We start from the raw sequence: 12,085 nt of genomic DNA, 5'->3' as shown, positions 1-12,085 counted from the left end.
TCTGCCGCAGATGACGTTACCTCAAGTAACAGTTACTTGAAAGTACCTGCTACCCGTTAGTAGGTACCGCCGAGCTTCGTGTGGTCCCACGAGACGATCTTCGACGGGTGGAAGATCAACCCGATGCGCTTCGGCGCCTGGCGGCCGATGAACTCGCTGAGCTCCGGCGGCACCGGGTCGCCCGGCTTGGCGCCGGCGTAGCGCTGCATGAGCGTGATGCCCATGCGGGTGACCTCGTCGGTGTCCTCGATGATCTGCACGTCGGCCTCGAGCGAGATGCCGCGCAGCTTCTCGTACGAGTCGCCGCTTTCGATCAGCACGGTGGCCTCGGGCAGGCGGCGCAGGTTCTTCGCCTTCTGCGAGCTGCCGTACGTCCAGGTCGCGACGCCGTCCTCGTGCGGGAAGTACCAGAGCGGCGCCAGGTGCGGCCGGTTGCGCGGGCCGACCGTGGCGACGTTGATCACCTTCTGCTCGTCGAGGTAGGCCCGGATCTCCTCCGGCGTCATGCGGATCTGGTCGCGACGGGACATGCGCGCTCCTATTCGGGTTTGGTCGCAGCCCGTCCGCCGTGGCCGGTCACCGCCGACTCGTACGCGCCGCGCTGCTCGATGTCGTCCAGCGCGGCCTTGTCCGCCGCCGGCACGCGGGCCCGCGAGCCGAATTCGATGATCGGCGGCAGGAACGCGCGCAGCAGCTTGAGGCCGCCGACCCAGCGTGGCACGTGGATCGTCCGCGCGCGCTTGAGGATGCCGGCTTCGAGGTCGTCGAGCGCCACGTCGAGCGGGTAGGTCTTGCCGATCAGCCCCGGCATCGACGCGCGCAGCTTGCCGAAAACCGGGTGCGCGTCGGCGCTTTCGACCAGGTCCGTGCGGATCCACGTGGGGTGCGCGACGCCGACCTTCACGCCGAGGTGCGCCACTTCCGCGCGCAGGCTGTTGGAGAACGCCTCGACGCCGGCCTTGGCCGCCGCGTAGTTCGCCATGCCGGGCGCGTGCGTGATCGCGGCCAGCGACGAGATCGCCAGCAGGTAGCCGCGCCGCTCGATCACGTGGGGCAGCGTGACGCGGAAGGTGCGCCACACGCCGAGCAGGTCGACCTCGATCACCTTCTCGAACGCCTGCGGGTCGACGCTGCGCACGAAGCCGGCCGTGGCGATGCCCGCGTTGGCGATCACGATGTCGATGCCCCCGAAGTGCTCCACGACTCCCGCCGTGGCTTTCTCGAGGTCGGCCCAGCTGGTCACGTCGGCTTCCCACGCGTGCGCGCTGGGGCCGATCTTCTCGGCGACCTTCTGCTGCTCCGCGGCCTCGAGTCCGACCAGCGCGACCTTGGCGCCTCGCGCGGCCAGCCGCTCCGCCAGCCCGGCCCCGATGCCCCGCGCGGCTCCGGTGATCAACACGACCTTGCCGTCGACGTTCCTCGCCACGGTGCCCTCCTCGGCGTGCGGTTGCGCTTGCGGAGGGGACGGTACCTCAACCTACCCCGAGTAAGCTACTTCTCAGTAGGTACGGGGCCGGGTCGGGTGGTGGCAGGCTGGGGCCATGGATCACGCTCCCGCAGGGCACCTGGACCAGCCGTTTCTCGACGCCGCAGCCGTGTGTTCGGCGTTGCTGCGGGCTGCTGAGGTGGGCACTCGGTGGGGTGAGCCCAGCGCGTTGCCGGAGATGACCGTGGGCGCGCTGGCGTGTCACCTCGCGCGCCAGGTGACCCGGGCGGCCGAGCTGCTCGCGGCGCCCTCGACCCTGCCGGTGCTCGACGTCGTCGACGAGCACTACGCGCGGGCCGCCTGGGTCACCTCGACGTCCCTGGCCGACGCGGCCAACGACCGCACCACCGACGACGCCGAGGCCGCCCGCGGCCGCGACTGGATGCTCGCGCGCTTCGACGCCGACCTCGCCACCGTCGCCCGGCAGCTGCGCGGCGGGGAAGCGCCGGAGCGGGTCGACGTGCCGTGGCAGGGCTGGGCGTTGCGGCGCAACGACTTCCTGCACACGCGGCTGCTCGAACTCGTCGTGCACTCGGCCGACCTCGCCGCGAGTGTCGACGTGCCGGCGCCGGAGTTCTCCGAAGCGGCCTTCACGCCGGTGCTCGCGTTGCTGTCCCGCTTGGCGGTTCGCCGCCATGGTCAGGGTGCGGTGGTGAGCACCCTGACCCGGCGGGAACGAGCGGAGAACATCAGCGCGTTCTAGCTCGACTCAGACGGAAGCCTTGGTCAGCGCCTCGACCTCGTCACCGGTCAGCTCCAGCGACACCGACGCGATCAGATCCGTGAGCTGCTCCACGGTGCGTGCGCTCGCGATCGGGGCGGCGACCGTCGGCTGCACGCGCAGCCAGGCCAGCGCCACCGAGGCGACGGACGCGCCGTGCGCCGAGGCGATCGAGTCCAGCGCCGCCAGCACGCGCTCGCCGCGGTCGTCCAGGTACGCGATGGCCCGCGGCGCGCGCGGCGAGTCGCCCGGCTCGTCGGCCGAGCGGTACTTGCCGGTGAGGAAACCCTTGGCCAGTGCGAAATACGGCAGCGTCGAAAGGCCCTCACGGGAAACCGTGGGCGCGAGGTCCGTTTCGTAGTCGCGCTCGACGAGGTTGTAGTGCGGCTGCAGCGCCACGTACCGCGCGAAGCCCTCACGGTCCGAAATGGACAGTGCCTCGGTCAGCCGCTCGGCCGAGTAGTTCGAGGCCGCGATGTGGCGCACCTTGCCGGCGCGCACGAGCGCGTCGAAGGCCGACAGGGTCTCTTCGAGCGGCGTGTCCTGGTCGTCCTTGTGTGCGTAGTACAGGTCGATGTGGTCGGTTTGCAGGCGCCGCAACGAATCCTCGGCGGCCGCGGTGATGTTGGCGGCCGAGAGGCCCTTGCGCTGCTCCCACGCGCCGACCTTCGTGGCGATCACGATGTCGTCGCGCCGGCCGCGGCGGGAGAGCCAGTTGCCGATGATCGTTTCGGAGCCGCCGCCACCGCCGTACACGTCGGCGGTGTCGAGGAAGTTGCCGCCGGCTGAAGCGTAGGCGTCGAGAACCGCGTGGGAAGCCGTTTCGTCCGCGGTGAAGTTGAAGACGTTGCAGCCGAGGTTGAGGCCGTAGACGTCGAGGTCCGAGTTGCCGAGCTTGGTCATGCCACGAAACTACAACCGGGCCCCGGAAGAATTCGCCGGGCGACGGGTGTTGGGATGAATCATGGCTATCCAACTGGGCACGATCGGCATTTGGCGCAGCGCCACGCAGACGAACGGGGAGTTCGCGGCGGAGGTGGAGAAGCTCGGCTACGGCGCCCTGTGGCTCGGCGGCTCCCCTGGCGGTGACCTCGCGATCGTCGAGGAACTGCTCGACGCGACCGAGCACCTCGCCGTCGCCACCGGCATCGTCAACATCTGGGCCGACGCTCCCGAGTCCATCGCGAAGGCGTTCCACCGCATCGAGGGCAAGCACCCCGGCCGGTTCCTGCTCGGCGTCGGCGCGGGCCACCCCGAGGCCACGCAGGAGTACAAGAAGCCCTACGCCGCGCTCGTCGAATACCTCGACGCGCTCGACACCGCGGGCGTGCCGAAGGACTCGCGCGCGCTGGCCGCGCTCGGCCCGAAGGTGCTGAAGCTGGCGGGCGACCGCACGGCCGGCGCGCACCCGTACCTCACCACGCCCGAGCACACGCGCTCCGCCCGTGAGCTGCTCGGCGCCGGTCCGCTGATCGCGCCGGAGCACAAGGTGGTGTACGACACCGACGTTGAAAAAGCCCGCGCGCTGGGCCGCAAGACCGTGCAGTTCTACCTGAAGCTGTCCAACTACACGGCCAACCTGCGCAAGCTCGGCTTCACCGACGAGGACCTCGCCGGCGAGGGCAGCGACCGGCTCGTCGACGCCCTGGTGCTGCACGGCGACGCCCCGACCATCGCCGCGGGCGTGCGCGCGCACCTCGACGCGGGTGCTGACCACGTGAACGTGCAGGTCCTCGACAATGACCCGTTCCCGGCATATCGGGCGCTGGCGGCGGAGTTGTTCTGAATCGTTCCACGTGAGGATGTCCATAGCGGTCGTAAATGAGGTGGACCGGTCCGCACGGCCGGTCCACCTCGTACGATGCGGCTGAGAAGCCAGTCTGTCCCGAGGAGGAACCGATGCCCATCGCCACCCCCGAGGTCTACGCGGAGATGCTCGACCGGGCCAAGGCGAACGAGTTCGCCTACCCGGCCATCAACGTGACCTCGTCGGAAACCGTGAACGCCGCGATCCGCGGCTTCGCCGAGGCCGAGAGCGACGGGATCATCCAGGTCTCCACCGGCGGCGCGGAGTTCGCGTCCGGGCAGAAGGTGAAGGAGATGGTCACCGGCGCGTCGGCGCTGGCGGAGTTCGCGCAGGTCGTGGCCGCGAAGTACGACGTGAACGTCGCGCTCCACACCGACCACTGCCCCAAGGACAAGCTCGACGGTTTCGTGCGCCCGCTGATCGAGATCTCGGCCGAGCGCGTGAAGAACGGCCAGAACCCGCTTTTCCAGTCGCACATGTGGGACGGCTCCGCCATCGACCTCGACGAGAACCTCGAGATCGCGCAGGAGTTGCTCGCCAAGACGGCGGCGGCGCACATCATCCTCGAGGTCGAGATCGGCGTCGTCGGTGGTGAAGAGGACGGTGTCGCGCACGACATCAACGAGAAGCTCTACACCGCCGAAGGCGACTTCCTGAAGACCATCGACGCCCTCGGTTCGGGCGACAAGGGCCGCTACCTGCTGGCGGCCACCTTCGGCAACGTCCACGGCGTGTACAAGCCGGGCAACGTGAAGCTGCGCCCGGACGTGCTCAAGGGCGGCCAGGAAGCGGCGGCCAAGAAGCTCGGCCTCGACGCCGGCTCGAAGCCCTTCGAACTCGTCTTCCACGGCGGCTCGGGCTCGCTGCCCGAAGAGATCCGCGAGGCGGTGTCCTACGGCGTCGTGAAGATGAACGTGGACACCGACACGCAGTACGCGTTCACGCGCCCCATCGTGGACCACTTCTTCAAGAACTACGACGGCGTCCTGAAGATCGACGGCGAAGTGGGCAACAAGAAGGTCTACGACCCGCGCTCGTACCTGAAGGCCGCCGAGGGCGGCATGGCGGCTCGCGTGGTCGAGGCGTGCCAGGCCCTGGGCTCGGCGGGCACGAAGGTCAAGTAAGGCTCGTTCGCAGCGGCCCTTCCCTCGTGCTGGGGGAAGGGCCGCTGCTGCGTCAGGCGGCTTTTCGGGCCGTCCACCAGCGGGTGGCCGGGCTCGCCGCGGCCCACAGCGCGAACACGCCGACCAGTGCGACGGCCACCGTCCAGTACGCCACCGGCGGCGCCGACTCCGTGTGCGCGTCACCCAGGAACCACGGGCGCAGCTGGGACTGCAGCCACAGCGCGCCGTAGCCGAAGGCCGCGGCGAGGAGCGCGCCGATGCCCGCCGTCGCGATGCGGTGGCCGGCGCCGATGGTCACGGCCAGGTCCACCGCGAGGCCCACGGCCAGCAGGTAGAACGGCACCGTCGACACCGGGAAACCCAGGCCCAGCAGCAGCGGCCACATCACGCAGCGGTAGGCCACGTACGCGCCGGCCACCGAAAGTGCCGCCCAGCGGAACTTCAGCGTGTGCCTGGCCAGCGCGAGGATCAGCGCGGTCACGGCGATGCCCCACAGCGGGTAGACCCACTCCGGGATCGGCATCGTGAAGTGCAGGATCGCGGTGCGGTCCACGGGGTGGCCGATCTGGTTCGCCGCGAAGCTCAGCAGCGACGGTTCGGCCTCCGGCGCGCCGCGTTCCCACGCGCGCAGGCCGAGGATGCCGTACTCCTGCTGGCCGTTGGGGAAGAACGTGTTCTCGAGGAAAAACGCCCACAGCGCCAGCAGTACGCCGGTGCGGAAGCGGCCCGGCGGCGACAGGCGGATCCAGCCCAGCAGCACGCCGGCCTGCATGATGCCCGTGCCGAGGTACAGCATCATGTGCGACGGGCTCCACGCGGTGAGGTCGAGGCCGTTCACGCGGTGGTTGATCACGTCGAGTGGCGCCGCGACGAGGAACACGACCAGGCCCGTCTGCATGAGCCGCAGCGACGGTTTGTCGCAGCCCAGGCCCGTGTAACTGTGGATCACCACGAGCACGATGATGATCACCGTGCCCACGGTGTTGATCAGGTGCGGCGGCGCCAGGTCGTCGCGCAGCCACTTGAAGTGCCACGACATGTCCCACGACGAACCCACCAGCTTGAACGCGAACGCCGCCAGCCACATGCCGTAGCAGAACCGCAGCACCCAGTCGGGCGTCGGCTGACCCGCCGAGCCGCGTTGCCAGTGCCGCTGGAAGAACAGCCGGGTCTTCCCGACCGGGCTCCGCGGGATCACGTCTACCTGCGTCATGCCGGACATCATTCCCGGCGCGCGGGCAGGGGTGGTGCGGAAGGTGCCAAACGGCCCGAAAACCAGGGTTCACCCCTACGGGTGGCGCCTGGGTGACGGATTTGCCTCGGCGGCCGGTTCCACGGCATGGTGTCGCGCCATGATGCCGAAACGCGTTGTCGCAGCCGTCGTCGTCGCCGCCCTCGTGCTGGCCGGCGGAGGCGTGCTCACGAGCCTCTTCCTCTGACCCCTGGCGGCCGTGGGCAGAATGACGTCATGACGCACAACCTCCTCGGCCCCGAGCCGACGCTGCTGCCGGAGCACACCGCGGCCCAGGCCGCCCTCGACGCGGGCACCGACCCGTCCGCCGTCGCCGCCGAACACCCGGACTACAGCGCCGCGTGGGCCACCCTCGCCGAGCGGTCCCTCGAGTCCGGCGAAACGGTCGCCGCCTACGCCTACGCCCGCACCGGCTACCACCGCGGCCTCGACCAGCTCCGCCGCGCGGGCTGGAAGGGCTTCGGCCCGGTGCCGTGGTCGCACCGGCCGAACCAGGGCTTCCTCCGCGCGCTGGCGGCGCTGGGTATCGCCGCGGGGCGGATCGGGGAAACCGAAGAGTACGAGCGCGTGAAGGCGTTCCTGAACGACTCGGACCCGGCCGCGGGTGAGGCGACCGGGTTGAAGTAACCCGGGTTTCGGGGCGTGTTCGTCCCTCTGCCGGTGGGGCTGTTCGGTCCAGGAGACGGCAGAGGGACGCCGCCCACCCGGAGTTCCTTCGGGTGATCTCCAGCGTGAACGCAAGTGTCCCCAAATGTGGACGCTTTACGTTTCCCGCATGAGAACCAAGGCCATGTTCACGCCGAGGGTGCGCACCCTGGGGGCATCCCTTCGTGAAGTGCGGCTTGGTGCGCATTTCGGCGTTCGTGAGCTGGCTCGGCGCATCGGGGTGAACCCGTCGTTGGTGGCGCACTGGGAGTTCGGGTCGCGGGTCCCGACGCCGGAGGATGTGTCGGCGGTGCTGGGTGCGCTGGGTGTTGTCGGCGACGAGAAGATGCGGATTCTCAATCTGGCGCGCGGATCCGCCGAAGAGGGCTGGATTGCCTATGGTCGCCCCGGGACGCCGAATCAGCTCACTTGCCTGGTGGCGTGTGAGCACGCGGCGAAGGCAATGGCGGAGTGGTCGCCGCTGGGAATTCCGGGGTTGCTCCAGACCGCTGACTACGCGCGGGCGCTCCTGGAGTCGACCGGGCTGGCGGCCGCCGAGGTCGAGCGGCGCATCGCGGTTCGCATGGAGCGGCGGAATCTGATTCTCGGGTCGGATCCGTTGCCGTTCGAAGCGCTGATCGGTGAGGCGGCGTTGCGAGACACACTCGGCACTCCGGCGACGATGGCCGGGCAGCTGCGCGCTCTCGCGAGTTTGTCCGAACGGCCGACCATCACGGTCCGCGTGGTGCCCTCGGGCATCGGTTGGCATCCCGGTCTTGCCGGGAGGTTCATCCTCTACACCATCCGCGACTCGCGACCGGTGGTCTACTTCGAGCATTTGAGCTCGGGTGCTTTCGTGGCCGATGACTACGATGTGCGGCAGTACCGCGCGGCCATCGAGGGGATCCGCAAAGTCGCACTCAGTGCGGCCGACTCCACCGCGCTGGCTACCCGGCTTGCGGAGGAGATCGAAGAACGTGCTGGAGACCGATCCGGAGTGGCGCAAGAGTAGCTACAGCGACAAAGAAGGCGCGTGTGTCGAGGTCGCGCTCTGGGGCGGCGAAACCCTGGTGCGCGATTCGAAAGCCCCCACGCTGCCCGGTCACAGCTATCCCGCCCCGGCCTGGCGGGCCTTCCTGCGCCACCTTCGCTAGCGCCGATGTCGACCGGTGTGCAGCGGGGCAGGCCGCGGAAGCTGCCCGTCGCCGAGCAGCGGGGGAGGGTGTTGCGGGCGGCGGCCGAGGCGGTGGCGCGGCATGGGTTCGAGGCGGCGACGATCGAGGAGATCGCGCGGGCCGCGGGGGTGTCGCGGCAGGCCGTGTACGAGCAGTTCGGGGAGCGGCGGAGTCTGTTCGCCGAGGTGGTGGCCGACGTCGAGGAGCGGGCGTTCGAGGCGATCGGGGCGCCGGCGCGGGATGCGTCCGAGCCGGAGTTGCGGGCGTGGGCGCGGGCGAACTACGCGAACATGTTCCGGTTCGTGGAGCGGGAGCCGGAGGCGTTTCCGGTGTTGCGGGAGGCCGAGCGGGCGGGGAATCCGGCGCTCACGAGGCTGCGGGAGCGGCTCGCGGTGATCTACGCCGAGGCCAGCCGGAAGAGGTGGGCGGCCTACGGGGTGGACTCGGGGCGGGCCGACAAAGCGCTGGTGGCGCTGTACTTCGCGATGACCGAAGCGTTGGTCCAAGTGTCCTGGGAAGGGGAACCACCGGCCCAGGACGCGTTGGTGGATCTGCTCACGGAGTTCACCGTCGGTGGGGTGCTGAGGCTGCAGACCCAGGCGGCGGAGGTGATCGAGAGGTTGCGGTGAGGAGGGAACCCGGCCGGCCTAGGGGGAGGTAGCCGGCCGGGTTCCGAAGACTCGAACCGCGGGAAGCGGAGACTGCGGACCGCAGTGAGCGCGGGAACTGCGGGAAGCGGAGACTCTGGCCGCAACGAGCTCCGGGACCGAAGACTCGAACCGCAGCTCGGACCGAAGACTTGAACCGCGGCGAACGCGGGACGGAGACTCGGGCCGACAGCGAGCGCGGAGACCGGAGACCGCGAAGCCGCAACGACCGCAGGGTCCGAAAACTCAGGCGGCCGCAAGCTCCGGGACCGACGACTCGGCCCCGATCACCCGGTTCCGCCCACCGTGCTTCGCCGCGTACACGGCGGCGTCGGCCGAAGCCATGACTTCATCGACGCTGGTGCCGTCCGCCGGGAACGATGCGACGCCGATCGAGGCCGTGCGTTGGGAGATCTCCACGGCCGCGCCTTCGTTGGTGTGGGTCGGGATCACGAGCTCGCTGATTCGCTGCCGGATCCGTTCCGCCGTCACGATCGCGTCCGCCTTCGACGTGGAGGGCAGCAGGGCCACGAACTCCTCGCCGCCGAAGCGGCCGACCAGGTCGTGAGCACGGGTTTCCTGCTTGACGACCGCCGCCACGGCCTTGAGCACGTCGTCGCCGGCGAGGTGGCCGAAGGTGTCGTTGATGGACTTGAAGTGGTCGAGGTCGATCATCAGCGCGCCGAAGCTGCCGTTTTCGCGCTCGGCGCGGGAGACCTCGCGCATCGCGCCGTCCTGCCAAGTGGTGGCGTTGAGCAGCTGCGTCTTCTGGTCCGTGGTGGCGAGCTCCTCGAGGCGCTTGATCAGCACCGAGCGCTGCAGCACGTACAGCGGCAGGATCACCAGCACCGACAGCAGCGGCTCCTGGCTCAGCACCATCACGAGCAGCCCGCCGACGCACAGGGTGGCCAGCTCGAGCAGGTTGTCGTCCATGTTGCCGAGGCACGATTCGACGGTCGCTTCTTCCGGGTTGGCCAGGTACAGGCCGAGCCCGGTGAGCGCGGTGTTCACGGTGAAGTGCACGAGCGCCGCGGCGCACACGCTGAGCACGGTCAGGCTCGGGAACGCGAGCAGCGTCAGGCCCGCGGCGCACGCCGAAAGCGTGGCGGTGGTGATGTTCGCGGCCACGCGGTGTGCCTCACCGGGACGAGTGCCGGACCAGCTGCGGAAGGCGAGGTACACGTACAGGGTCACGCTCAGCACCGCGATGAGCTGCGCCGGAAGCAGCACCCCGGCCGGCAGCAGCCACACGGAGATCATGTTCACGTGCGGGCCCTTGGCGAGGCTGCGGCGCTGGCGCTCGAGCCGCCGGCTCACCTCGGTCTGGGTGATCGCGAGCGTGGTGATCAGCGCGAAGATCCCCACGTGCGCGGCCGTCACGGGCACGGTCAACGCCGAAACCACGGCCCACACCACCGCGGTGGTCATCGCGGTCAGCGTGACCGCGATCCACCGCGGCGGACGGCGCCAGAGTGCCCACTGAGTGGGACCACCGACAGAGCCCAGCCGCGAACGTTCCCCCGATGTGACCATTTTTCCCCCAAACCCTTGCGCGAATGTCCGGTGACAATCTCCTCACGCACAGTTTCGGGCCGTTTGCCGCCTGTCCACAAGGGCCTTAGGTGTGTACATTTTTCCCGAACACGCCGGATGAAGGGTGACCAGCGATGCGCGTTAAGGACCAGTGACCGGGTAGTAGCACCGCAAGGTCGCGCAGGTAGAAGCCCACGCGCGGAGCAGTCAGGCATGCTCGGCGCGTGTGGCTTCCTTCGCCGTACCCTGGGCAGCCGGGCCCGCGAGCGCCCGCTGCCACATGATCGTTAGCGGAATCGTAATCAAGATCCCGGCCAACCCGAAGATTCCGACGGTGGTTTGCGCCGTCAGGTGGTCCGCGATCACTCCGCCAATCAGGGGAACTACGCCCATCGTGGTCGTGAGACCCGTATTGGACAGCCCCATCGTCTGCGCCCGGCTCTCGTCCGGCACCGCCACCGTGAGGGAAGCGGTGGCCTGCAACAGGGCGATCGTGCCGAAACCGCCGGAGATCACGAACAGGATGATCGACGCGACCGGCCCCGGCTGCAGGAAACACAGCAGCAGCGGGATCGCGGCGAGCGCCGTGAGCGGCCCGATCAGCTTCGGCCGCACCTCGGCCGGTACCCAGCGCGTGTAGATGAAGGTGAAGATCACGCTGCCCACCGGGTCGGCCGCCAGCAGCAGGCCGATCACCTCCGGGCCGCCGCCGGACGAGGCCACGTACGGCGCCGCGATGCCCTCGTACACCGGCATCAGGCCGGCGACCCAGGTGAACAGCATCAGCGAACGCAGCGTGGTGGTCGCGAAGCCGACCTTGCCGCCGGCGCTCAGCGACGCGAGGAACGGCTTGCGCTTCTCCCCGCTCGCCGCCGCCGGGCGCGCCTTCACGCCGAAGCGGATGAACAGCGCGGACAAGACGAAGGTGGCGGCGTCGAGCACCAGCGCCAGCCGCGGGTCGAGCGCGATCAGCAGCGCGCCACCGCCGGCGAAGCCGAGCAGCTGCGCCGATTGCACCGTCATGCTGCGGATGCCCATGCCGACCACGAACCGGTCGCCTTCGAGCACCTGCGGCAGCAACGCCAGCTGAGACGCCTTGAACGGCGGGTTCAGCAGGGACACGCCACCCACGAGCACGCACAGGACCCAGAACGGCAGCCCGGGGATGGCCACCAGCAGGATCAGGCACGCGCGCGCGGAGTCGACCGCCACCATCACCGTGCGGCGGGAGAAGCGGTCGGCGATGCCGGTGAGGAAGATGCCGCCGAGCAGCGACGGGAAGAAGGTCAGCGCGTAGGTGAGGCCGGTGAGCGTGGCCGACTGCGTGGAGGCGTAGACGAGCACGGACAGCGCGACACGGGCCAGCTGGTCGCCGGCGATCGAGAGCAGTTCGCCGAACCACATGGCACGGAATTCGGCGACCCCGAACACCTCGCGGAACGTGACCCGTCCCGGTGCTGCCGTCATGCGTGCTTCTCCCCGACATTCGTGTGCGGACCGTGCCGCACGGTGACCAGACGGTGACCTTAGGACCTCGTGGTCACGTGCCGATCACAAAACGTGAGTTGCCAAGGTCAGTGTCTCGTGGCTGTTGGTGAATCTCTAGGTTCTTTAGCCGGTATCCAACGGGTCACGGACAGTTCTCCGAGTGTCCAGACCATAGCGCCGAGCACCGTCAAGATCACGAGGGTAGCG

14 protein-coding genes are annotated in these 12,085 nt (G+C 69.2%); 8 read left to right on the top strand and 6 right to left on the bottom strand.

The genetic code is table 11. The annotated features are described in order from the left end of the window. Positions 1–56 precede the first annotated feature (56 nt). Together VSH64_RS35655 and VSH64_RS35650 are read right to left on the bottom strand one after the other, a co-directional pair. Positions 57–530 carry a pyridoxamine 5'-phosphate oxidase family protein gene (locus VSH64_RS35655; protein ID WP_326567146.1) on the bottom strand — a complete coding sequence of 158 codons (474 nt, stop codon included), beginning with the start codon at positions 528–530 and terminating at the stop codon, positions 57–59. Positions 531–538: 8 nt separating this feature from the next. Beyond that, positions 539–1,426, bottom strand: coding sequence for an SDR family oxidoreductase (locus tag VSH64_RS35650; protein ID WP_326567145.1), 888 nt, complete (start codon positions 1,424–1,426; stop codon positions 539–541). Positions 1,427–1,541: 115 nt separating this feature from the next. On the opposite strand from VSH64_RS35650, the gene VSH64_RS35645 reads away from it, so the two are divergent. After that, positions 1,542–2,189, top strand: coding sequence for a maleylpyruvate isomerase N-terminal domain-containing protein (locus VSH64_RS35645; RefSeq protein WP_326567144.1), 648 nt, complete (start codon positions 1,542–1,544; stop codon positions 2,187–2,189). Between the two features lie 6 nt (positions 2,190–2,195). Here VSH64_RS35645 and VSH64_RS35640 read toward each other — a convergent pair whose 3' ends face one another. Further along, the gene (locus VSH64_RS35640; RefSeq protein WP_326567143.1) at positions 2,196–3,110 is read right to left on the bottom strand and encodes an aldo/keto reductase; all 915 of its coding nucleotides are present in this window, start codon (positions 3,108–3,110) and stop codon (positions 2,196–2,198) included. 61 nt (positions 3,111–3,171) lie between these two features. Between VSH64_RS35640 and VSH64_RS35635 the strand changes: the two genes are divergently transcribed. Together VSH64_RS35635 and fbaA are read left to right on the top strand one after the other, a co-directional pair. After that, complete coding sequence (locus tag VSH64_RS35635) at positions 3,172–3,993, top strand: LLM class F420-dependent oxidoreductase (protein ID WP_326567142.1); 822 nt, start codon at positions 3,172–3,174, stop codon at positions 3,991–3,993. A gap of 113 nt (positions 3,994–4,106) precedes the next feature. Continuing rightward, positions 4,107–5,138: a class II fructose-bisphosphate aldolase gene (gene fbaA / locus VSH64_RS35630; RefSeq protein WP_326567141.1), complete on the top strand. Its 1,032-nt coding sequence runs from the start codon at positions 4,107–4,109 to the stop codon at positions 5,136–5,138. Between the two features lie 52 nt (positions 5,139–5,190). Here the strand turns inward: fbaA and VSH64_RS35625 are convergent, their stop codons facing one another. Further along, a complete protein-coding gene (locus VSH64_RS35625) occupies positions 5,191–6,363 on the bottom strand; it encodes a hypothetical protein (protein ID WP_326567140.1) in 1,173 nt (390 codons plus the stop codon). On the opposite strand from VSH64_RS35625, the gene VSH64_RS35620 reads away from it, so the two are divergent. The 5 genes from VSH64_RS35620 to VSH64_RS35600 all read left to right on the top strand — a co-directional run bounded on the left by VSH64_RS35620 (position 6,350) and on the right by VSH64_RS35600 (position 8,839). After that, positions 6,350–6,577: a hypothetical protein gene (locus VSH64_RS35620; protein WP_326567139.1), complete on the top strand. Its 228-nt coding sequence runs from the start codon at positions 6,350–6,352 to the stop codon at positions 6,575–6,577. The genes VSH64_RS35625 and VSH64_RS35620 overlap by 14 nt on opposite strands. Before the next feature lie 29 nt (positions 6,578–6,606). Further along, on the top strand, positions 6,607–7,017 hold the full coding sequence (locus tag VSH64_RS35615) for a DUF3151 domain-containing protein (protein WP_326567138.1): 411 nt from the start codon (positions 6,607–6,609) through the stop codon (positions 7,015–7,017). 148 nt (positions 7,018–7,165) lie between these two features. Beyond that, positions 7,166–8,047: a helix-turn-helix domain-containing protein gene (locus tag VSH64_RS35610; protein ID WP_326567137.1), complete on the top strand. Its 882-nt coding sequence runs from the start codon at positions 7,166–7,168 to the stop codon at positions 8,045–8,047. Further along, positions 8,013–8,189 carry a DUF397 domain-containing protein gene (locus tag VSH64_RS35605; protein ID WP_326567136.1) on the top strand — a complete coding sequence of 59 codons (177 nt, stop codon included), beginning with the start codon at positions 8,013–8,015 and terminating at the stop codon, positions 8,187–8,189. Before VSH64_RS35610 ends, VSH64_RS35605 begins: the two co-directional genes overlap by 35 nt. A 5-nt stretch (positions 8,190–8,194) precedes the next feature. Then, the gene (locus VSH64_RS35600) at positions 8,195–8,839 is read left to right on the top strand and encodes a TetR/AcrR family transcriptional regulator (RefSeq protein WP_326567135.1); all 645 of its coding nucleotides are present in this window, start codon (positions 8,195–8,197) and stop codon (positions 8,837–8,839) included. Positions 8,840–9,103: 264 nt separating this feature from the next. Here the strand turns inward: VSH64_RS35600 and VSH64_RS35595 are convergent, their stop codons facing one another. After that, on the bottom strand, positions 9,104–10,273 hold the full coding sequence (locus VSH64_RS35595) for a GGDEF domain-containing protein (protein ID WP_326838115.1): 1,170 nt from the start codon (positions 10,271–10,273) through the stop codon (positions 9,104–9,106). A gap of 324 nt (positions 10,274–10,597) precedes the next feature. After that, positions 10,598–11,857 (bottom strand): MFS transporter, encoded by a 1,260-nt coding sequence (locus VSH64_RS35590; RefSeq protein ID WP_326567134.1) that lies wholly within the window; start codon positions 11,855–11,857, stop codon positions 10,598–10,600. Between the last annotated feature and the right edge of the window lie 228 nt (positions 11,858–12,085).

The sequence above is a fragment of the Amycolatopsis rhabdoformis genome, from assembly GCF_035918295.1.
Classification (GTDB): domain Bacteria; phylum Actinomycetota; class Actinomycetes; order Mycobacteriales; family Pseudonocardiaceae; genus Amycolatopsis; species Amycolatopsis rhabdoformis.
Note: the sequence above shows the minus strand (reverse complement) of the source record. Positions and strands in the feature narration are given on the sequence as shown.